Source organism: Exiguobacterium sp. s142 (assembly GCF_018618455.1).
Lineage (GTDB): Bacteria > Bacillota > Bacilli > Exiguobacteriales > Exiguobacteriaceae > Exiguobacterium > Exiguobacterium aurantiacum_A.
In genome coordinates this window covers 129565-150112 of the sequence record NZ_JACSMB010000001.1, presented here as the reverse complement: position 1 = coordinate 150112, position 20548 = coordinate 129565, and the positions used below count along the sequence as shown (strand labels likewise).

Below are 20548 nucleotides of genomic sequence, written 5' to 3'. Positions count from 1 at the left end.
CAGTCGTTTCTGGAAGAAGTGTGATTTCGATTCGGTGATTTGTGGTAAGATATTTGTAAAACTTAGGGTAGGAGGGGGTACGGATGCAAATACGGAAAGCTGAGCCGAAAGACGCTTACGGGATCGCGCGCGTCAGGGTCAACGGTTGGCGAACGACTTATCGGGGGATCGTTCCGACTGAAGTTTTATTAAAGCTTTCTTCTGGGTCGATCGAGTGGTCGGAAAAAGTCCGGAGTGCCCTTTCCAACCGCGAAGTCAGCGGATTCGTCGCCATAGTCGATGAGGAAATCGTTGGTTTCGTATTGTATGGGGACGAGCGGACGGGGGACTATCCGGACCATCCGAACGAGATTTACGCGATTTACATTTTAGAAAACCATCAACGGAACGGAATCGGCTCACTCTTACTCGAACGCGCGGTCCAAACGATGTCTAGCCGTGGACTACTCATTTGGGCGCTCGAGCTGAACCCGCATCGGGCGTTTTATGAACAGCGCCAAGGGCGAGTCATCGATGCGAAAGAGCGCTTGTTCGGCGAACTCGCGTTGCGCGAAGTCGCCTATGGCTGGACGGAAGCGACCCATGATGCGATCATCGGGGCATGAACGGACGCGACGAAACTGTCGCGTCCGTTTTATTTAGACAACACACAAATATATAGCAAAATAGGTGACTACATGAACATGTATAACATAACCAAATATCATCCTGAAACGAGAGGGAAGATTGACGAGTGGACGGAAATCTCGGACATCGATCAAACGTTTGAAGGTGTCGTCTTCACGTTGGAGGAATATCTCCGCATGGAGTCTAATTACGTTAAAGCGATTGAGCGAATCATGGGCTATTTAGGAGTGAAGACATTGACCGTCTCCTATCTTGAGCGACGTGACTATGCGTATCGAGCCTCTTCGAAATGCGCGTTCAATGCGCTCTATCCGATCCGGATGAGAGACCTTCGCAAAAAAGTGAAGCTAGGGAAGGTGCTGTCACGAGACCAAATCCCGAACATGCTTCGCCTCATGTTAAGGAATACGCTTTACGCCGAGTTAGAATATAAAGTGAATGAGTCAGACGAAGAATATAGGTTCAAAGTGTTCTTTGGGTACGACTATATGATGGGCGTCCATTCGTTGAACGATTTGTCGCCGCTGCGAGACGAGTTGTTGCATTTGGATATGTATCTCGAAGATTGATGCAGAGGTGACACCTAAAAAACGATTACAAGGTAAGGGGAGGACGATGTTTATCTTTCCTCCTTATCCATTCCGTTAATAGGGTTTAAATGGTAAAATTTATAAAAATAAGAGTCGGAAGATTCCTGATTTTATAACGATATCTTACAAAAAGGTGCTGGCTAAATGCATAACTACACTCTACTGGAGAGAGCCCTATTTTTATCGCCTTCCCTCAATTTCGAGAAGATGAAAAAAGAGATGGATGGAAAGACTGTCCTGATTACTGGAGCGAGTTCAGGAATCGGCAAGGAGTTCGCCTATCTATTAGCGAATACAACTGCGCATCTGATTCTGGTGGCCCGCAGAGAAGCAAGCATGAACGTCATGAAAGTCGAAATCGAAAAGTCTACAGCCAGTGTAACGGTATTCCCGGCAGATTTGCGCAATGAAGAGGAACTAAAAGGATTGCTGGCATTTCTTCATCAATTAACGGACGGAGTGGATGTTGTCGTCAGCAATGCCGGAATCTCCATCAACCGTCCAATTGCCCAGTCGCTGGATCGTTACCATGACTTCACACGTACCATGGCGCTTAATTATTTTGCTCCGGTACAGTTGTTGCTATCGCTCATTCCGGTGCTTGAGAAAAAGAACGGGCACATCATCAATGTCTCCACCATAAATGCTTTGCTATTCCCTATACCTCACTGGGCTGCCTACCAGGCGTCGAAAACCGCTTTTGATACGTGGTTGCGCTCGGCGGAGCCGGAACTGAAAATCAAAAACATTTCCACCACTTCCATTTATCTGCCGCTCGTGAAAACACCCATGATAAAACCGACTATTGCTTATCAGACTTCCCCTGCCATGTCACCGGTTCACGTGGCGGAAATTATAGGACACGTCTTGTATACGAAAAGAAAAGTTTATAAACCCTGGTGGCTGATTCTAGGTCAATGGGCTTCAGTTATTTTCAGATCACCGTTATCGTTTATCGTCCTCAGGTTATTAAGAAAAAAGGAGCGTGAAAGAGGCAATGTTTAATTTGCTGAAAATATTGTCGCAACTCAATTTTCTTTCCCCATCAAACTTAGGACGTCTTTGCTTCGCTATCCATCAAAACGGTGTAAACCTTATGCTTCTTTTTTCATTGACGGAAAAGACGGGAGGCCAAAAAACTGCTTTGGTGGATAGTCGGGAAACACTCAATTATCTGGAGCTGCAGAAGCACTGTGAAAATCTCGCTCATCTTCTAGCGGAGAGGTATGGGATTTGTAAAGGGCATAAAGTGGCGTTCTTCTGTAAAAACCACGCGTCCTTCGTGCAGGGCATTTTTGCTGCTTCGCGGCTCGGCACAGATATATACTTGCTCAATTGTTCCATGAGTCAACTACAGTTCGATCGACTAGTGCAAGAACATCATTTCGACTTGCTGATTTACGACGAAGAGTTTAGCGGATTGATTGAAAAATCGTCTTACCAACATTCAAAAATCGTCAGTTATCATGAAAAAATTGAATCCATCAACAGTTTGTCGGATTCGGCTCTACATAGAAAAGAAAAATTGACGGCCTCTGCCAGCGGAAAGATTGTGCTGTTGACCGGTGGCACCACTGGAAAGCCTAAACAAGTGATTCACCGCCCATCCCTCTTTAATTTCCTGGATCCTTTTGCTGCTTTACTGAACCGACTGCAGCTGCCAACATACAGCACTGCCTATATTGCAACGCCGATTTACCATGGCTACGGCATCGCAGTACTGTTATCATTTCTTGCTTTGGGAAAGAAAGTTGTCATTCAGGAGAGCTTTGATGCGAAAGGAGCATGCGCCCTTATTCGGCAGCATCAAGTAGAAGTTGTCACGGTAGTTCCTTTGATGATTCATAAAATGTTGAAGCACGATAAAGAAGCGCTCAGTTCCCTAGCTTGCATTGCGTCTGGAGGTGCAAAACTAAATCCGGTTTTAGTGAATGAAGTAAACAATCATCTGGGGAATGTCTTATACAATCTATACGGAACTTCGGAAGCTGGCTTGAACATCATTGCTACACCCGAAGATTTAAATTTTCATGCAAACACGCTTGGAAAAGCAATTTCGGGAAGTCAATTGCAGGTAGTCGTGGACGGGGAAAAAGTTGAACCTGGCAGTATTGGACAATTTTGTATTCGGAATAAATGGACCATGAAAAACAGCCCAAGCCACTGGATTCAAACTAGCGATATCGGATACCGGGACGAGAACGGCTATTATTTCCTGTGTGGACGAACAGACGACTTGATCATTTCAGCCGGCAACAATATCTATCCTTCGGAAATAGAAGTTGCTTTGTGCAGCCATCCGAGTGTCGAAGACGTCGCTGTAATCGGTGTAGAGGATGTCTACGCTGGCAACATTCTGAAGGCATTCGTACAGCTGTATTCTGATAAAAGAATGACTGAAGAAGCACTTTTGAGCTGGTTACGCACACGAGTGGCAGAATACCAAATCCCCCGAGAAATCGCTTTTGTTGAGGAGTTGCCTTATACACCTGTTGGAAAGCTGGACAGAAAACGAGTTCAAACAATTACTCGTATCGAGGGCTAAGTAATTTACGAATAGAGCTAATAAAAGATGTTGAGAGTACTTTGATTGTGGGGTGAGGAAGTGGAATTGAACGAGGCAATCATCGAGTGGATGAAGTGTTGCGGTTAATTTGACAAACCGCCGAATGAAAAGGTTTTCAATTGACAAGAATAGAAAAACGGTGACGATTTTTTGTCTAGGTCATCAAAAAGACCCGATTCTAGCCGATAGATAGAATAACGCAGCGGGAATTATTCTCGGGAAAAGGGGTTGTCTATGAAACGGACGAAACAACGAACTATCAGCATTAAACAAAAGTTGATCACGATGTCATTGCTCTTATTATTGATTCCATCGTTATTGATCGGCTTTGTCGCCTACTATCAGGCGAAACAAAAAATTACGGATCAAATCATGCAGTCGGCGCACGCGGGTGTGGAGCGGATGAATGACGAGATCACGAATTTGATTGAACCGATTGAGCGCGACGTCGCCTTTTTTGCGGGGCGGATCGATGAGTCGCTCTACGAAGAAGGAGAAGACAACCTTGGGTTAGAGGAGAAGTTCGTCGAATATTTGGCGACCCATCCGAAAGTGACGAACATCTATTATGCGTCCACTGAAGGCACGATGACGATCTATCCGGTCCAAACGATGCCGGACGACTATGATCCCCGGACGCGTCCGTGGTACGAAGCGGCAGATGGTGCCAAAGGAAACGTCGTCATCACCGACCCTTACGTCGATGCGGCCTCGAACAAGATGATGGTCACGTTATCGCAGACAACGGATGACGGTCGTGGCGTCATCGCGGTCGACGTCGACGTTGATGATATCGCCGAAGTCGCGACTAGCATTCAAATCGGGAAAGAAGGCTACGTCACGATCCTTGATGCGAACCAGCAGTTCGTGACCCATCCGACGTTAGCAGCAGGCGAGAAGGGGTCGGGCGATTGGGTCGAATCGCTTTATGATGGCAAAGATGGCAGTTTTTCATATGTGTTCGAAAATGAAGACAAACAGATGGACTTCATGACGAACGACTTGACGGGTTGGAAAGTGGCCGGAACGCTGTATGATGATGAGATCACAGAAGAGACGATTGGTATTCTTTGGACGACCGTGGGCGTGATTGCTGCGATGAGTCTGTTGGCCTCAATCATCTTATACTTCATCTTACGCTCGATCATTCGACCGTTGAACCGTTTGACGACGGGCGCGGAACGGATTCAGGCGGGAGATTTGACGGAAGAAATCATCATCGATTCGAACGATGAGATCGGCCGGGTCGCTGAAAGTTTCAACGGCATGACGGCGTCACTCCGTTCGATCATCATCAACCTCGATCAATCGATTGGACAAGTCGCCGCATCGTCGCAAGAACTGATGGCCAACTCGGCGCAAAATACAGCATCTTCTGAGCAGATTGCCGGTGCGGTCCAGCAGATGGCGGCCGGCGCCGACGATTCGAAACGTCAGCTCGACGACAACGCCGTCTCGCTCCAAGCAATCACGGCAGGCATCATGCGCATCGCTGAAAGCTCGACGGACGTATCGGAACTGTCTCGCGAGACGGCGATCGAAGCGGAAGACGGGACAGCTGCCGTCACCCATAACGTGACGCAAATGAAAGCGATCGACACATCGGTCGAGACGTTCGGCGCAGTCATCGAGTCGCTCGCAAAGCGCTCGAATGAAATCGGGAATATTGTCGATGTGATCAACGGGATCGCGACGCAGACGAACTTACTCGCTTTGAACGCTGCGATTGAAGCTGCCCGCGCCGGTGAGAACGGGAAAGGGTTTGCCGTCGTCGCGAGTGAAGTCCGGAAGCTAGCCGAACAGTCACAGGACTCGACGAAGCAAATTTCGCAGTTGATTGAGAACATCAAGCAAGAGACGGAGCGGTCTGTCACGTTGATGAAAGAAGTGTCGGCCCATACGAAAGCGGGTCTTGAGACGACCGAGAACACGGCGGAGCGCTTCAAGAAGATTATGTTACGGACGCAGGAGATGACGCCACGGATCGAGGACGTGACGGCCACTGTCGAAGAGATCGCGGCGAACGTCGAAGAAGTTTCAGCATCAGCGACGCAAATCGCTCACATCGCCGACGAGAATTCGAACGCCTCGAGACAAGTCGCGGCGACGACAGAAGACCAGCTCGGTTCGATGGAGGAAGTGTCGCAATCCGCGAAAGCACTCGCCGATATGGCGGAGGAGTTGCAAGAACTCGTATCACGATTCAATGTATAAACGAAAGGCAGAGCGGATCCGCTCTGCCTTTTTGGTACACTTCGATTCTTCTTAGAGTTCATATCATCGTTTGCTCGACACTTGGTTGCGGCCTGAGTTTTTTGCCACGTACAGCGCCTCGTCCGCGTCTTGAAGTGCTTGTTCGACGGTCTTTCCGCCATCAAGCGAACTGACGCCGAACGAACATGTGACGTGCGGGACCGGACCGAACGGTTCGTCGTTGATCTTTTGACGTAACTTGTCGGCCAACTGGATGCCATCAGTAAGTGTCGACTGCGGGGCGACGATTAAAAACTCCTCGCCACCCCAGCGACCGATCGAATCGGTCTTCCTTATATTGCGGCGGAGCAATTGAGCGATCGAACGTAACACGAGATCGCCGGTCGGGTGACCGAACGTGTCGTTGACGAGCTTGAAGTAGTCGATATCGAGCATGATGACGGCGGCAGGTGCTTTCGTGTCGACCGTATCTTGGACAGCCGAGGTCAGGACGTCGCCGACTTTTTTACGGTTGAATAACTCGGTCAACGGGTCGAGTGACGACAGATGCTCCATCCGTTCTTCATAACGTCGCTGTTCGGTCATGTCTTCGATGACGCCGACCCCGCCGTCGATTCGGCCGTCAGCCTGAAAGCTGGGCGACATCGTCGTCCGGACGAAACGGGGCTGTCGATTCGGAGGGGTATACCAACCGGCTAAACGGACGGTCTCGCCTGCCAATACACGGGCGACGGCACCGTATAAGTCAAACGTTGAGGTTGTGCACTGTTCAAACGTCGAGCTTGTCATCGGGACGACCCCGAGTAAGTCGACGAATGAATCGTTGTAACTGATGATGCGTCCGAACGTATCGAATGCAAAGAGACCGATCGGTAACTGGTCCCACGAGGAAGGATCGGGTTTCATGGTGTGGGTGTCTTGGTGAATTCGTTCTTGATCAGCCATAGAATGACATATGCGCGAACGCATACTTCCTCCTTTCTTTAACGAAACGAGAGTTTAGGACGTTCGTACTGATACTTTATACCCTTATTTGGAAGAATATTAGCTAAAACATGATAAAAATAAGCTGAAATCTAGAATCTGTCGGCTGATGGACATAAAAAAGAGACCGCTGGCGCGATCTCACAACGGTCATAAGATTGGGCTGAGCAATCGTGACACACCTTCGCGCATCCGGACGCTCCACTTCCGGACCGCATAGTCGTCGACCGTATAGCGCCGACTGACGGCGACGTCCGACTCGAACAACGAGGCGAGCTCAAGAGCGACCCGCTCATCGTAGATGATGGCGTTCACTTCGAAGTTCAAGCGGAAGCTGCGGGCGTCCAAATTCGTCGTGCCGACGGTCGAAATTTCGTCATCGACGACGAGCGTCTTCGCGTGCAGGAAGCCTTCATCGTACATATAGACGTTCGCCCCGTAATCGAGCAGCTCACCGAGGAACGACAGTGACGCCCACATGACGAACGGATGGTCCGGTTTTCCAGGGATCATGATGTCCATCTCGACACCGGAGAGGAGCGCCATCTTGCAGGCGTCCATGAAGCTCGTATCCGGGATGAAGTAAGGCGTTTGGATGATGACTCGCTGCTTGGCCGACGCGATCATTTTGATCATCATATTTTTCAAGTGCTCGGTGTCCGAGTTCGGTCCGCTCGTCACGATCTGCATCGGTGACTGCTCTTTAATATCGTGGCGCGCGAAGCAGAACGAGTTTTCAGGGTCGTGATGCTTGCTCCCCGAAAAGTTCCAGTCCAAGATGAACCGGTGCTGCAGGTGATAGACGACGTCCCCCTCGACCCGGAGATGGGTGTCGCGCCAGTAGCCGAACTTTTCGACGAGGCCGAGGTATTCGGTACCGACGTTGAAGCCGCCGACGTAGCCGATCTTGCCATCGATGATGACGACTTTCCGGTGGTTCCGGTTGTTCAACTTGAAGTTGATCAAGCCGAGCGTCGGCGGGAAAAAGACACGGACTTCGCCGTTATGCGCGATCAACTCCTTGAAGTCTGAATCGCGGAGGCTGCGCGATCCGACCGCGTCATACAACAGCCGGACTTTGACGCCCGCTTTGGCGCGCTCGATCAGTTCGTGGATCAAGGCCTTCCCGAGGGCATCACGTTGGATGATGTAATACTGGATGTTAATCTCGGTCTCGGCGCTACGGATATCGTCCATCAGCGCCTTGAACTTCTGTTCCCCGTCATGCATGATGGTCGACTTGTTGTGGACGCTGATGAGTGACTTCGATGAGCGCAAGTTCATCTCGAGCAACTGCTCGTACTTCTCAAATAGCGGTTGGGCGAGCATCGTCTCTTTACGGTGAATCTGCTCGATTTGACTCTCGACTTGCAACGAATGAAATGAGCGTTCCTCAACACTTAAGTTAAAGAAGTTATCTTTTTTCAGCTGTCTACCGAGGAACAAGTAGATGATAAATCCGAGGATCGGTAGGAAAAACAAGACGAGCAGCCAGGCCCAGGTGGCACCGACATCGCGGCGTTCCGCGAAGATAACGGCTAAAGCGAACAATAAATTTAACCCGAGGACGATATACAGCCCCCAACTGATCATGACCGACCACTCCATGCGACCCACTCCTAAACGACAAATTGTGCAACTAGCTTTATAATACCTCAATCGAGGGAATAGTATGCTAGTGAAAAAATAAGGGGGAGACTGAGATGAACTTGAAAGTGGATTGGCAACAAGGGATGGCGTTTCAAACAACGACTCCTTCCGGTCATAGCGTGACACTCGATGCGGCGCCGGATGTCGGGGGATTGGATACGGGGCCACGGCCGACCGAGATGTTGCTGCACGCCACGGCGGCCTGTACGGGCATCGATATCGTTTCGATTTTGCACAAGATGCGCCTGCCGCTCGAACGGTTCGGGATGGAAGTCGACGCGGTGCGGGCGACCGAGCACCCGATGCGGTTCACGACGATCCATATTTTATATGTACTCGAAGGGGAGATGCCGGAGGAACGGGTCCGCCGTGCCATCGAACTGTCCGTCGATCGCTATTGCTCAGTATCGCATAGCTTGAACGCGACTTTGACGTATAGTTATCAATTGAACGGGGGCGACGTCATCCCGTTCCGATGACATCGCTCAGGCAAGATGGTTGAAATCGGTCGAACGTCTCCGTTATATTGGTATTTCAAATACTGCATAAATAAAGGAGGACGTTATGATTCGACTCGCGACGAAACGCGATGCTAAACACATCGCGCACCTAATCGAACAACGAGCCGTAGCGCTTAATGAAACAGGAAGTGACCAGTGGACGGAATATTTGGAGCTAGATTTGTTAGAACGCGTGCGAACCGACATTGCGACGGGAAGTGTGTACGTGTATGATCAACATGGCTTTGTCTTGGCCTCGATCGCCTTGCTTCCTCCGGATGAATGGGATCACAATTTATGGGAAGATGGCGAGCGCGGTCAATACATCCATCGCATCGTCGTCAGTGAGCAATTGAAAGGCCGTGGCGTCGGTCAACAGCTGATGCAACATGTACTCCGCGAAGCCGATGGTAACGAGCCGATCCGTCTCGACTGTGTCGCCGACAACGAGTTTTTGAACGAGTATTATCCACGTTTTGGTTTCGTTTACGTCGATTCACGTAACGGATACAACACGTTTGAATATGGTTTGGATGAAAGTGTCAGTGCGTGAGGGGTCAATGTACCCCTTTTTTTGTTACAATGAATCATGAAGAAACAAAGGAGGAATAGATATGATCAACACTATATTGGTCGGTTTCGGCTTCTCGGCAATGACGTTCCACCTGCCATTTTTGACGACGCTCGAGGAATTCAACATCACTGGGGTCGTCTCCTCTAGACCGGATGACGTCCGTGCCGTGCTCCCTGATGTGGACGTATACGCGACGCTCGAAGAAGCGATCGCGACCGATGCGACGCTGTTCGTGATCACGACACCGTCGAACTTACATAAAGACATGGTAACGACGTGTCTCGACGCAAACAAAGACGTCCTCGTCGAGAAGCCTGCGTTCCTAACGTCTGAGGAAGGGGAATCCCTCATCGCCCTCGAGAAGACGCGTGACGGGATCGTCAACGTGTTCCACAACCGACGCATGGATGGAGATTTCTTGACGGTGGCGTCACTGCTCGAATCAAACCGAATCGGAGACTGGAAAGTGTATGAATCACGCTTTGACCGGTTCCGTCCGCTTGTCCGGGACAGATGGCGTGAGAACGCAGGTCCTGGGTCTGGTATTTTGTTCGACCTCGGCAGTCATTTGATCGATCAGGCGCTCGTGTTGTTCGGCGAACCGGACCACGTCTCAGCAGACGTCATGGTCCAACGAGACGGCGGACAGTCCGACGACGGCTTCAACGTGACGCTACACTACGGTGAGAAGCGCGTCTATTTACGATCGAATCCGTTCGTCGCCGTTGAAGCGCCTCGCTTTGAAGTCCACGGTACGGCAGGCAGCTTTATGAAATACGGTCTCGACCCGCAAGAAGCCGCGCTCCGAGACGGCACGATCGAAGCGGGTGTCAGTGAGACGGGGACGCTCGTTGTAAATGAGCCGCAAACGATTGAAATCGAACCGGGGCGTTATTTGGCATTTTATCGCCAGCTCGCTGACAGTTATTCGACGAGACGGCCGGTCGTTCCCCTCGAGGACGCTTTGTTGACGACGCGTGTGATCGAACTTGCACGGCAATCGTCTCGAACGCAAACAACATTATCGTTTGAATAACGAAAAAGCAGGAAGTCCGCGAATTGGACTTCCTGCTTTTTCATGCGGCTTCCTCTTCCGGATTTGCCATCTTTTCCGTATGCCGAACGATCGGGAAATTGCTGAACAGTTTGCTGCCGATGAGACCGGCGATGATGCCGACGGCGAACACGATGATTGCCGTCACCGTCACCGTCTGCCAGTCATTAAAGCCATACATGACGAGCAGTCCCGGGATACCGGCGGCAGACCCAGGTGCGTTGTTCACCATTCCGGTCATCGCGACGATGAGTCCGGCGATGGCACCACCGACAAAGTTGACGCTATAGATTGGGATCGGATTCGCCGAGATGAGGTCGGCTTGTGTGAGCGGTTCGATCGCGACCGAAAGTTGGTCTTTCTTCGAGCCGATGTTCAATCGCTTAAAGAGTAAATAGTTCATCGAAATCGACGCCGTCAAGGCAAGGGCCGCGATTGCCATCGGGACACCGGTCAGACCGAGCATCGCCGTGAGCGCCATCGAACTGAGCGGTGATGTCGAGACGACCGTGACGATTCCGCCAAGGACGAGTCCCATCACAATCGGATTTTGCGTCGCTGCGAGCTCGATGACCGCCCCGATTTGAGCGAGCGTGTTCGAGACGAGCGGATCGACACCGATGGCGACGAGACGGGCGAGCGGTGCCATGACGATGACGTAAAAAATCATGTCGACACCGGCCGGGAGGTGCCGGTCGAGCTTGCCGCCGAGTAAGGCGAGGACGTACCCTGCGAAAAAGCCGGGGAGAATCCCGAAGCCTGACACGGACAAACCGAGCATCAACGCGTAGACCGGGTTGATGCCGAGCGCAATCGCGACCAGTGCTGCTGCCGCAGGTCCCGACAGCGCACCGGCAGCTTGGCCGACTTCTTCATATAAAGGGAGCGGCAGTAACCCACCGATCGCGTAGGCGTTGAACGCTTCGACGAGGAAGCTCGCGATTGCGGCGCCGGCGAGTGCTCCCATCGCTTTCATCCCGAACGGTGCTTTGTAACTGAATAACGTGAACAAGGCGAGAATCAACAGCAACAGGGCGATCCCTTGAATAATGACCATACGTGTACCTCTTTCTCTCTGTTTTATTTTCTCTATAGTTAACCATTCAGACCGTTATGTAAAGCCATTTCATCCATCTGACACGACTTTTTTGGATGGGAGCGTTTCCAAATGAAAAACGAGGCAAATGTGAACGGTTTTTTTGAAAAAGTTGTGAAAATGTGTCGTCTGATGTGTCAGGAAGCCGTGGAGTGGGAACATAAAAGAGATAGATTTTCATATAGGATCGACCAAGGAGGAGTAGAGATGCAAATGGAGAACAAAAATTGGCACGCACTCGAACCGGAAGAGGTGAGGAGTAGTCTTGAGACAGACGTAGACAACGGGCTGTCAAAGCAAGAAGTGTCGAGTCGGCAAGAACAGTTCGGGAAGAACGTTCTGCCGGAAAAGGAAAAGACACCTGAAATCATAAAATTTTTGAGACAGTTCAATGACATTCTTGTGTACGTCCTGATCGGTGCGGCCGTCGTCACTGGCTTTTTAGGTGAGTATATCGATACGATCGTCATCGCGCTCGTCGTCACGATCATTGCCGTCGTCGGCTATTTGCAAGAAAACAAGGCTGAACAGGCGCTTGAAGGGATTAAAAAACTGCTCGAGACGAAAGCAAGCGTTATCCGAGACGGCAAACAGATTCAAATCGAATCGAGCGAACTCGTCGTCGGAGACCTTTTGGTGCTCGCCGCCGGTGACAAAGTGCCGGCCGATGCGCGAGTCATTCTAGCCGAGAAGTTCAAAGTCGAAGAATCGGCTTTGACAGGTGAAGCGACGACGGTCGAGAAGAAAATTCAAGTCGTGGCGGAAGATGCTGTCCTCGGTGACCGGAAAAACATGATTTATTCAGGAACGAGTATAGCGACGGGCAGCGCGAAAGCGATCGTCACGTCGATCGGTGAAGGGACGGAGCTCGGTCAAATCAACGCATCGATCGCTGAAGTCGAGACGGTGAAGACACCGCTCATCCGTCAGACGACGAAATTCGGTCAAACGGTCTCGATTGCGATCCTTGTGATCTCGGTCATCATTTACGCGTTCGGCTACTTTGTACGTGATTTCGATCCAATCGAACTGATGCTGACAACGATCGGGTTAGCGGTCGCAGCGATTCCGGAAGGTCTCCCTGCCGTCATCTCGATTATTCTCGCACTTGGTGTTCGTAACATGGCCGAGAAGAAAGCGATCGTTCGTAGTCTACCGTCCGTCGAGACGTTAGGGGCGGTCTCTGTCATCTGTACCGATAAGACAGGTACGCTGACGAAAAACGAGATGACCGTCAAGCAAGTCGTCACGGCGAAACACGACATCGAAGTGTCTGGCGGCGGATACGCTCCAGATGGTGACCTCGAACAAAACGGTCAACCGTTTGACCTCGATGACGACGAGTCGATGATCGATCTGCTCACGGTCGGGAAGACGTGTAATGATGCCCAATTGTATGAAGAAAACGGCGAATGGGTCATCAATGGCGACCCGACAGAAGCTTGCTTGCTCACGCTCGCCGAAAAAGCGGAGCGACCGATTGAGCGGCTGAAAGTCATCTCGAAAATCCCGTTCGATTCGGAGTATAAGTACATGGCGACGCTCGTCGACTATAAAGATGAGCGGATGATCTTCATCAAAGGGGCGCCAGACCGCCTGTTCGATATGGCTGAAGATACGGAATTTGACCGCACTTATTGGGATGAGAAACGTAAAGAGATCGCCGACCGCGGACAACGTGTCCTCGGTGGCGGATTCAAACGGGTCGATCGCTCGAAAGAGACGGTCGACCATGAGGACGTCCAATCCGGTATCACGTTCCTTGGTTTGTATGGAATCGTCGATCCACCACGTCCAGAGGCGATTGAAGCCGTCGCGGCGTGCCGTGACGCCGGTATCCGCATCAAGATGATCACGGGTGACCATAAAGACACAGCCGTCGCCATCGCCCGTGAACTCGGCATGGAAGTCGAAGGTGCACTTGAAGGGAAAGAATTGACGAACATGTCGGACGAGGAGATCAAAGAAGCGTCGGTTCATAACGATGTGTTCGCCCGGACGAGCCCAAATGATAAGCTGCGTCTCGTCAAAGGATTGCAGCAAAACGGGCTCATCACATCGATGACCGGTGATGGTGTCAACGATGCCCCGGCCTTGAAACGGGCCGACATCGGTGTCGCGATGGGTATCAAAGGGACCGAAGTCGCAAAAGAGGCGTCGCAGATGGTCCTCGTCGACGACAACTTCAAAACGATTTACAACGCGGTGCGTGAAGGCCGCCGTGTATACGACAACTTGAAGAAGACGATCTTGTTCTTGCTCCCGACGAACGGTGGACAAGCGCTCCTCGTCGCGATGAGCATCTTGCTCGGTGCCGCGGCACCGCTCAGTCCGGTCCAAATCCTTTGGGTCAACATGGTCGTTGCCATCACGCTGTCACTCGCGATCGCCTTCGAACCGCTCGAAGAGAGCACGATGAAACGTCCGCCGCGTCCGGCGAACGTCCCGCTGTTGAGTCGCTATTACGTGTTCCGGATCATCTTCGTCTCGATCTTGATCGGGGGAGGCAGCTTGATCATCAACTACATGTTAGCTGATTTTGATTTCTCGACTGCGAAGCTGCAGACGATCACACTCAATACGATCGTCATGGCCCAGTTGTTCCACTTGTATAACTGTCGGACCGAACTCGCTCCGGCGTTTAACCGGCACTTTTTCGATAACAAGATTGCGTTTATCGTATCGGCACTATTGATTGCACTTCAACTGTTCATCACGTACGTGCCGTTTATGCACACGTTGTTCGGGACAGCGGCACTTGATTTGAATGATTGGATCTATCCGGTCGTCTTCGGTGCCATCGTCTTCGTCATCGTCGAGATTGAAAAAGCGATCTCACGTCGTGTCATCGGCAATAAAGACATACACTGATGTTTCGACTCTTGATCGATGTGGAATTAGTCCACTATGACAGAGGAGGGATGCTCAATGAAACGTGACGAATCGCAACCTGGGGTTCACCCAGACCCGATGCCAGACGATGAGTCTGATCCGGCGAAAAAACCGGCTCCGACGCAACATCCAGATCCGGACCCGGAAGAAGATAACGAGGAGTCATAACGCACGTCGATGACTCGAACGATAAAAAGGCGACTTTCCCATTCAATCGGGAAGGTCGCCTTTGCTGTGGGTCACTTTTTCGGTGCGACCACACGATACTCGTTCATTTTATCAAACTCTTTTTCATTGAAGTATTCGACGACGACGAAGTCACCGACCGGGCATTCCCACCGGTCTTTCGCGACTTGGCACTCTTTGAGCGTCACTTTCTCGTCGAACATGTCGAGCTCTAACGTATCTTTGAGGAATTGTTCAGCCTGTTTGTCGGCGATTTTGAAATACTCGCTTAGGATGACGTCTTCTCCCTTGTCGTTCGTGTGTGTCATTACTTTAAAAAATCTCATTGGATTTGACCCTTCTTTCTCTAGATAAACTCTCGCTCTAGTATAAAGGAAAGAGTGGGTTTTGGGAAACCCACTCTCAAGTACAACATCAAACCACTTTCGGCCGTCGCGGCGGCGCCTCGTTGAACGGTTGCTTATGACGAATGATGAGCCAAAACAATAGACCGAATAACGGGATGTACGGGAGCGGCCACAAGCTCATCTTATAGCGCTTCGCATCTCGGGTCATCAATGTCATTTGGACGAAGGCGAGCAAAAAGAAATCGACCGTCATCGTGCGGACGAATTGATTCTGTTCGACGTATGACCAATACTGTGCGACATTCCCAGTCATCGCGGCAGCGATGAATAAACCGATCGTGACGAGGAGCAACACGACCCCGAGCAGTCTCGTCGGCAACGGCTTGATTGGCGTCGGGTAGGGCGACTGCCGTGCGAACGCGAGATACGGAGCGATGATGAATCCTCCGACGACGAAACCGGTTGCTGCCGGTAGGAGTGGATTCGGCCGCAGTTGGTTCACTTCCGACCAAAGCAGCGGGAACAGCGCGAGCGGGTAGACGCCTAGCACGCTAAAGAGGGATAAAGAATATCCTTCATAGGCATCGGTATTGTACGTCAGGAAGTCGAGCAAGAACCGGCTCGAGAACGGGGTGTTGGGACCAAGTAGCGCGATCGCGATCGCGGCGGCCCAAGGAATCAATAAAAATTTTCTAGTCATGGCTACACCTCTAATCTGTCTCTGTTGTCATTAGTATACCCTGTTATCGGACGAACAAAAAATGAGAAGTGTCTGACGACACGTTCTCATTGGTTCTCTCTTGCATAAGCTTTGATCATCGTCACGAGCTGTTGGGCTTCTTCTGAATTCGCTTCAAGACGGATCCCGTAATCGTACATGCTTCCTATTTGACTGCGGTGACGGACGTGACCAGTCAACTCGATTGACTGGATGAGCGGGACGAGGTCGAGCACGACCTGAACTTTCAGCCCTTCCGACAGCGGGAACAAGTAGTCGCAGCGCAACTTCAAGCCGTGGGCACTAATGTTGAGCAGCATGCCTTCACCGTCATGCAACTCCTTATCTTCCCATACGAGGCGGTAGGGGATGAAACGGGGGTTCGGTAAAATGTAGCGGAACGTTTCTTGTCGGCGATAACGCATCGGTTCACCTCATTTCTCTTCTAGATTATCGGTTCGATTCCACCATTTTTGAAGCGTTGGACCGCCAAATTTTCGGGAAGCACGGTTTACAGAATCGTAAGCGCTTTCTATAATGAGGATAAAGGTTTGGTTTAAGGAGGGGATCGCGTGAACGTGTCTGATTTACTCCGACGTTACTCGATTGACGAACCAATCATCTATGTGAAGAACCTGCACGGGCAGTGGGTCAAGCTCGAACATCTGCCGCCCTACACCATACTTGAGGTCGAGACGACGGACGAGACCATCGAAGCGCTCGCTATCGACGCTTACATGGCGCTCACTGTTTGTCGGGAGACGTCGTCACTCGAAGATGCGCGGCCTTACGCGGTGCGTCTGCAAATTCGAGAAAAAACCGCAACCCGTTGAGGTTGCGGTTTTTTATTTAGGCTGCTTTTTCCGTCTCGTCGTCTTGTGGTTCGGTCCGTTTCGCATAATACATGAACGGCGTGGCCATCCAAGCGATGATGAACTTCGCGACATACGTCGTTACGAAGATGTTCCACCAGATATCCCATTCCATTCCCCAAAAGGCGATCGTACAGAACGTGAGCGTATCGATCAACTGTGAGACGACCGTCGAGCCAGTCGTCCGGAGCCACAGTTTCTTCTCACCCGTTTTCGCCCGAATCTTCGAATAGATGAAGACGTCGAACAGTTGCGAGACGAGGTACGCCGCGAGACTGCCGAGCGTGATGAGCGGGAGCATCGAGAACAACGCCTTGAAGCTCTCATGCATATAGAGCGCTTCTTCGAACGGTTCGTAAAGCAAGGCGAACTGCATGAGTACCGTCGAGACAATCAAGATGAAGAAGCCGAGCCAGACGCCTTTGCGGGCGGCGTGACGGCCATGTTTCTCGTTCAAGATGTCTGTCGCTAAATAAAGGGAACCGTAGACGATGTTCCCGAGTGTGAAGATGAAACCACCAATCACAATCTGCTGCGTCACTTGGATGTTGGCGACGACCGAGGCCATCGCGATCCAGGCGTACAGTCCGACCCGTCCGAACAGTTTATAGCTGAGGACGAGCAGACCGAGCGTGAGCAGGGCAGAAGGGATCCATAACCATTCATTCAGCATCTGTCATGCTCCTTCCGAAAAATCATTCAATTCAACTTTTCAAGTTTATAGAGGAACCGGAGACGTGTCAAGACAGTATCCATGACTGTAAGAAAAAAGCCCTCATCCGAGTTTGGATGAGAGCAGCCTATGTAGTTGATAAATGTCACACACCACTTAGATAAATAGCGATGCCTTTTATGGTCGATGACATGCTATTCAATTGGGTCCGGGCTTCTTCCCAATAAGCCCAATCGTCAGTCTCTAAAAACTGCGTCAACCCCTCACTGACGGCTGTGAGTTCGTTCAATACGCTGGTCAGCCCTTCACGGTCGATTCCTGACGCGTCAGATGCGACAAGGTGATCGAACGCCGGGAGAATCTCATCAATGTCGGCACGGACGGATTCGAGATCTTCCCGGTTACTGTCGATTTGCGTAGAGATTTCGTCGAGCGGGCGGTCTTCACAAGACGTCTCACAGGGGAAAATCGTCTGCTCTGATTCACGCAACGCGCCCAGCGTGTCACTGCTCAACGACTGAAGATATCCTAAAAATATGGTGACTTCTTCTTCGGTCGGGACTGGCTCGGAGAAAGGTTGCGTCTCGGATACATCGATTACGACATTTTTAGTTTTCGGAGGTGAGTCAGGCGGACGATTCGTTGTCTGTTGCGTACAAGAGGCCAACAAGGCGACGGCGGCTAGAAGTGTGATGAAACGTTTCATATCTAGTCTCCTTTACACATGTTTGTTAATCATTATACCATTCCCTGAAATATCCAATTGATGCATCCGACGAGAATCGAACTCGTGCTGCAGCATTACCATTTCTCGAATGGGTTTTCGTGGAAACTTGAAAAGGCTTGGCGTTGCGCCGTTTTGTCGAATAACTTGTAGAAAATTGTAAGATAATGGTGAAATAAATTGTGAATCTACCTCTGCATCGTGGGTAGGTGTACACGAAACTGTGCACGAAATCAGTAGCCGTAGACCTCTAAAAATTGTTTGACAGTGACTGGGTTAAAGTCCATGTCTTCATAGAATGTATCGACATGCATCAACACCTCGTCGTATCTATCGAGGTTCCAACCAGGGCTTTCCTGCATATCGTTGTATTCGAGAAGTTTTTCTTTTAATGAGTCAAGCCTTGCGATTGCGCCACTCAATTCTTTGGCCGCTTTAGCGTCAGCAAATGAATTTGATGCAATAACCGCTTGCTCCCTTGTGGAATCTACGATTGTTAATGCGTAGTCAGCGGCGATGTGGTCTGCATCCATTGAGATGTACACTGAGTCGACGATTGACCGAATCTCTTCTGTAAGCTCCATAAACCCTAGAATGACAAACTCTGCGCTTTGCAAAGCCTCAGGGGATTCTTCATTGACGATAGGTTCACCGTTTTCTAGAGTTGACCCTTCGACGTGATAATCTTTCGGTAGCACTGTATCACCAAGAAGAATTTTGAACAGTCGTTTTTTACGTGTATTTTCTGCATACTCGATCGGTTCTTCCCAACTCTCCCACGAGTCAGCGATCAGCATCGTTTCTAGTGAGGATCGTGTCGATAACAATTCTTGTTGGAGCTCATATAACTTTTGCGTATGCAATTCTTCCGGGTCTTCTTCGGCCATAACTCGCACAATCTCGGAGCCGCGGAACAATTCATTGCGCGTTTCCTCGATCACATCATTCATAGCGTCGAATTTTGATTCAATCTCACTCAATGGTTTAGTGCACGGCGTTTCGCAAGATGAAATCGTACCTTTAATTAACGTTAACGTCGCGTTGGCTCGCGAAATGATATCGGTCAACTCTTCGTATTGCATCTGGTAAGCAGATGGCACGCCGTTCGGAATAGAGGCTACCGAGTAAGGCCCGAGTTCAATCACTTTGCCAGATTCACTGTCAACATCTCCAGCGGCGACGGGTTCTTCGACTATTTTCGCGACGGGATCCTGAATATCGTCAGGCTGAAAATAATACAAAGCGAAAAGCAAAATAATCGAAGTGGCCAACACTATATCAATTTTGCGCGTTGTACGCTTATACTTATTTTTTTGCTGTACTGTATCCATGTACTCATTCTTACGTTTCCAAAAGTCGTGTTTGGCGACCCCTACAATTACTCCGATTGTACCCACGAATGCTATTGCGTAATTGAATAACGATCCCACAAGTCCACTCCTCTCAATTCTTCGACTCCATTGTAGCACCTATACTACATATACCCATATTTGTTAAATGAAGTATCTAATTGTAATTAGACACCAATATGTAATTTTAATGGCGGTTTCGAAATAATAATGTTGTCTATTTTCGGAAGCAGCCGAAAGTGGATCGAGAAATCGGTTATAATATCACTTGAAAGGTGGGGGGAATATGAAAAATATATCAGCAGTGATTTTATTGTGTTGCTCTTTATGGATGACAATTTATTTGTATGGAGAATATGCTATTAGTTCTGTTAAATTTAATCCTTCTTTAGTAACATTCCCAGTAGCACTTTTTATATTGTCTATCATATTCTTTTTCACTTCTAAAGAAAGCTATCAAGCTAAAGAAAACAAATTGAATGACTAGTTAAGAGTTTAGAAAAGATTAGAGAATGCATCAAATGAGCAAATAAGCGTCCTTAGGGGCGTTTTTTGTCGTCTGTCAAAGTTACATTCATGGCTACAATTCAATACGTGACATCGCATTACAAAGAGGTCACGTATAAGCAAATAATAATGTCGTTCCAGAAACAGACGGCCGATACGTTTTGGATGTTGATGGACGAACATTCTGTCAGGGATATCTGATTCATTCGACATCAATCGGAATCGTTCGACAAACGCCAAGTGTGCACAAACTGTCCACGGATAAATAAAAGGCACCTCCTGCAAGATACAGGAAGTGCCGTGAACCGCTTGGTTGAGCGGGATATTTGATGCCTCCGACGAGAATCGAACTCGTGCTGCAGCATTACCATTGCTGAGGTCTGCCACTAACCTACAGAGGCGTTACAACTAGTATGTTACACAGT

The 20548-nt window shown here is 49.9% G+C and carries 20 protein-coding genes and 1 tRNA gene; 11 read left to right on the top strand and 10 right to left on the bottom strand.

What is annotated here, in order from left to right:
* The first annotated feature begins 83 nt into the window (after positions 1 to 83).
* The 5 genes from KNP77_RS00775 (at position 84) to KNP77_RS00755 (ending at position 5997) form a co-directional block, all read left to right on the top strand.
* Entirely contained in the window at positions 84 to 605 is a 522-nt protein-coding gene (locus KNP77_RS00775; protein ID WP_214887807.1) for a GNAT family N-acetyltransferase, read from the top strand.
* 78 nt (positions 606 to 683) lie between these two features.
* Positions 684 to 1196, top strand: coding sequence for a hypothetical protein (locus tag KNP77_RS00770; RefSeq protein ID WP_131440576.1), 513 nt, complete (start codon positions 684 to 686; stop codon positions 1194 to 1196).
* Positions 1197 to 1361: 165 nt separating this feature from the next.
* Positions 1362 to 2222, top strand: a complete 861-nt coding sequence (locus KNP77_RS00765; RefSeq protein ID WP_214887804.1) for an SDR family NAD(P)-dependent oxidoreductase — start codon at positions 1362 to 1364, stop codon at positions 2220 to 2222.
* The gene (locus KNP77_RS00760; RefSeq protein ID WP_353048801.1) at positions 2203 to 3762 is read left to right on the top strand and encodes a class I adenylate-forming enzyme family protein; all 1560 of its coding nucleotides are present in this window, start codon (positions 2203 to 2205) and stop codon (positions 3760 to 3762) included. Before KNP77_RS00765 ends, KNP77_RS00760 begins: the two co-directional genes overlap by 20 nt.
* 255 nt (positions 3763 to 4017) lie before the next feature.
* A complete protein-coding gene (locus tag KNP77_RS00755; protein WP_131465118.1) occupies positions 4018 to 5997 on the top strand; it encodes a methyl-accepting chemotaxis protein in 1980 nt (659 codons plus the stop codon).
* Between the two features lie 63 nt (positions 5998 to 6060).
* Here the strand turns inward: KNP77_RS00755 and KNP77_RS00750 are convergent, their stop codons facing one another.
* Both KNP77_RS00750 and cls read right to left on the bottom strand, forming a co-directional pair.
* Positions 6061 to 6903, bottom strand: coding sequence for a sensor domain-containing diguanylate cyclase (locus KNP77_RS00750; protein ID WP_214887801.1), 843 nt, complete (start codon positions 6901 to 6903; stop codon positions 6061 to 6063).
* 228 nt (positions 6904 to 7131) lie between these two features.
* Complete coding sequence (cls, locus tag KNP77_RS00745) at positions 7132 to 8589, bottom strand: cardiolipin synthase (RefSeq protein ID WP_131465114.1); 1458 nt, start codon at positions 8587 to 8589, stop codon at positions 7132 to 7134.
* Positions 8590 to 8714: 125 nt separating this feature from the next.
* Here cls and KNP77_RS00740 point away from each other — a divergent pair, with 125 nt between their 5' ends.
* The 3 genes from KNP77_RS00740 (at position 8715) to KNP77_RS00730 (ending at position 10741) form a co-directional block, all read left to right on the top strand.
* Positions 8715 to 9110 (top strand): OsmC family protein, encoded by a 396-nt coding sequence (locus KNP77_RS00740; RefSeq protein WP_370252266.1) that lies wholly within the window; start codon positions 8715 to 8717, stop codon positions 9108 to 9110.
* 85 nt (positions 9111 to 9195) lie between these two features.
* Entirely contained in the window at positions 9196 to 9684 is a 489-nt protein-coding gene (locus tag KNP77_RS00735) for a GNAT family N-acetyltransferase (protein WP_214887798.1), read from the top strand.
* Between the two features lie 61 nt (positions 9685 to 9745).
* Complete coding sequence (locus tag KNP77_RS00730) at positions 9746 to 10741, top strand: Gfo/Idh/MocA family oxidoreductase (RefSeq protein WP_214887796.1); 996 nt, start codon at positions 9746 to 9748, stop codon at positions 10739 to 10741.
* 40 nt (positions 10742 to 10781) lie between these two features.
* On the opposite strand, the gene KNP77_RS00725 is transcribed toward KNP77_RS00730, so the two are convergent.
* Positions 10782 to 11816: a PTS sugar transporter subunit IIC gene (locus KNP77_RS00725; RefSeq protein WP_214887793.1), complete on the bottom strand. Its 1035-nt coding sequence runs from the start codon at positions 11814 to 11816 to the stop codon at positions 10782 to 10784.
* A gap of 246 nt (positions 11817 to 12062) precedes the next feature.
* Between KNP77_RS00725 and KNP77_RS00720 the strand changes: the two genes are divergently transcribed.
* Positions 12063 to 14726, top strand: a complete 2664-nt coding sequence (locus tag KNP77_RS00720; protein ID WP_071397444.1) for a cation-transporting P-type ATPase — start codon at positions 12063 to 12065, stop codon at positions 14724 to 14726.
* Positions 14727 to 14783: 57 nt separating this feature from the next.
* On the top strand, positions 14784 to 14915 hold the full coding sequence (locus KNP77_RS16045) for a hypothetical protein (protein ID WP_016509559.1): 132 nt from the start codon (positions 14784 to 14786) through the stop codon (positions 14913 to 14915).
* A gap of 71 nt (positions 14916 to 14986) precedes the next feature.
* Here KNP77_RS16045 and KNP77_RS00715 read toward each other — a convergent pair whose 3' ends face one another.
* From KNP77_RS00715 to KNP77_RS00705, 3 genes are all read right to left on the bottom strand, one after another.
* Positions 14987 to 15241 carry a hypothetical protein gene (locus KNP77_RS00715; RefSeq protein WP_070327313.1) on the bottom strand — a complete coding sequence of 85 codons (255 nt, stop codon included), beginning with the start codon at positions 15239 to 15241 and terminating at the stop codon, positions 14987 to 14989.
* A gap of 106 nt (positions 15242 to 15347) precedes the next feature.
* Positions 15348 to 15980, bottom strand: a complete 633-nt coding sequence (locus KNP77_RS00710; protein WP_016509573.1) for a hypothetical protein — start codon at positions 15978 to 15980, stop codon at positions 15348 to 15350.
* 86 nt (positions 15981 to 16066) lie between these two features.
* The gene (locus KNP77_RS00705; protein WP_071397445.1) at positions 16067 to 16423 is read right to left on the bottom strand and encodes a PilZ domain-containing protein; all 357 of its coding nucleotides are present in this window, start codon (positions 16421 to 16423) and stop codon (positions 16067 to 16069) included.
* A gap of 147 nt (positions 16424 to 16570) precedes the next feature.
* Here KNP77_RS00705 and KNP77_RS00700 point away from each other — a divergent pair, with 147 nt between their 5' ends.
* Positions 16571 to 16831 carry a hypothetical protein gene (locus tag KNP77_RS00700; protein ID WP_233589672.1) on the top strand — a complete coding sequence of 87 codons (261 nt, stop codon included), beginning with the start codon at positions 16571 to 16573 and terminating at the stop codon, positions 16829 to 16831.
* A gap of 16 nt (positions 16832 to 16847) precedes the next feature.
* Here KNP77_RS00700 and KNP77_RS00695 read toward each other — a convergent pair whose 3' ends face one another.
* From KNP77_RS00695 to KNP77_RS00680, 4 genes are all read right to left on the bottom strand, one after another.
* Positions 16848 to 17543, bottom strand: a complete 696-nt coding sequence (locus tag KNP77_RS00695) for a queuosine precursor transporter (protein WP_070327311.1) — start codon at positions 17541 to 17543, stop codon at positions 16848 to 16850.
* 145 nt (positions 17544 to 17688) lie between these two features.
* Positions 17689 to 18249: a hypothetical protein gene (locus KNP77_RS00690; protein ID WP_214887790.1), complete on the bottom strand. Its 561-nt coding sequence runs from the start codon at positions 18247 to 18249 to the stop codon at positions 17689 to 17691.
* Positions 18250 to 18500: 251 nt separating this feature from the next.
* On the bottom strand, positions 18501 to 19598 hold the full coding sequence (locus tag KNP77_RS00685; protein WP_214887788.1) for a hypothetical protein: 1098 nt from the start codon (positions 19596 to 19598) through the stop codon (positions 18501 to 18503).
* Between the two features lie 855 nt (positions 19599 to 20453).
* Positions 20454 to 20524 (bottom strand) — tRNA-Thr (locus KNP77_RS00680).
* Between the last annotated feature and the right edge of the window lie 24 nt (positions 20525 to 20548).

What these genes read in the sequence shown, in the direction of transcription:
- KNP77_RS00750 (WP_214887801.1), bottom strand. Translation starts at nt 6,903, where the DNA reads ATGAAACCCGATCCTTCCTCGTGGGACCAGTTACCGATCGGTCTCTTT.
- KNP77_RS00770 (WP_131440576.1), top strand. Translation starts at nt 684, where the DNA reads ATGTATAACATAACCAAATATCATCCTGAAACGAGAGGGAAGATTGAC.
- KNP77_RS00710 (WP_016509573.1), bottom strand. Translation starts at nt 15,980, where the DNA reads ATGACTAGAAAATTTTTATTGATTCCTTGGGCCGCCGCGATCGCGATC.
- KNP77_RS00740 (WP_370252266.1), top strand. Translation starts at nt 8,715, where the DNA reads ATGGCGTTTCAAACAACGACTCCTTCCGGTCATAGCGTGACACTCGAT.
- KNP77_RS00775 (WP_214887807.1), top strand. Translation starts at nt 84, where the DNA reads ATGCAAATACGGAAAGCTGAGCCGAAAGACGCTTACGGGATCGCGCGC.
- KNP77_RS00705 (WP_071397445.1), bottom strand. Translation starts at nt 16,423, where the DNA reads ATGCGTTATCGCCGACAAGAAACGTTCCGCTACATTTTACCGAACCCC.
- cls (WP_131465114.1), bottom strand. Translation starts at nt 8,589, where the DNA reads ATGGAGTGGTCGGTCATGATCAGTTGGGGGCTGTATATCGTCCTCGGG.
- KNP77_RS00755 (WP_131465118.1), top strand. Translation starts at nt 4,018, where the DNA reads ATGAAACGGACGAAACAACGAACTATCAGCATTAAACAAAAGTTGATC.
- KNP77_RS00730 (WP_214887796.1), top strand. Translation starts at nt 9,746, where the DNA reads ATGATCAACACTATATTGGTCGGTTTCGGCTTCTCGGCAATGACGTTC.
- KNP77_RS16045 (WP_016509559.1), top strand. Translation starts at nt 14,784, where the DNA reads ATGAAACGTGACGAATCGCAACCTGGGGTTCACCCAGACCCGATGCCA.
- KNP77_RS00695 (WP_070327311.1), bottom strand. Translation starts at nt 17,543, where the DNA reads ATGCTGAATGAATGGTTATGGATCCCTTCTGCCCTGCTCACGCTCGGT.
- KNP77_RS00720 (WP_071397444.1), top strand. Translation starts at nt 12,063, where the DNA reads ATGCAAATGGAGAACAAAAATTGGCACGCACTCGAACCGGAAGAGGTG.
- KNP77_RS00725 (WP_214887793.1), bottom strand. Translation starts at nt 11,816, where the DNA reads ATGGTCATTATTCAAGGGATCGCCCTGTTGCTGTTGATTCTCGCCTTG.
- KNP77_RS00765 (WP_214887804.1), top strand. Translation starts at nt 1,362, where the DNA reads ATGCATAACTACACTCTACTGGAGAGAGCCCTATTTTTATCGCCTTCC.
- KNP77_RS00685 (WP_214887788.1), bottom strand. Translation starts at nt 19,598, where the DNA reads ATGGATACAGTACAGCAAAAAAATAAGTATAAGCGTACAACGCGCAAA.
- KNP77_RS00735 (WP_214887798.1), top strand. Translation starts at nt 9,196, where the DNA reads ATGATTCGACTCGCGACGAAACGCGATGCTAAACACATCGCGCACCTA.
- KNP77_RS00715 (WP_070327313.1), bottom strand. Translation starts at nt 15,241, where the DNA reads ATGACACACACGAACGACAAGGGAGAAGACGTCATCCTAAGCGAGTAT.
- KNP77_RS00690 (WP_214887790.1), bottom strand. Translation starts at nt 18,249, where the DNA reads ATGAAACGTTTCATCACACTTCTAGCCGCCGTCGCCTTGTTGGCCTCT.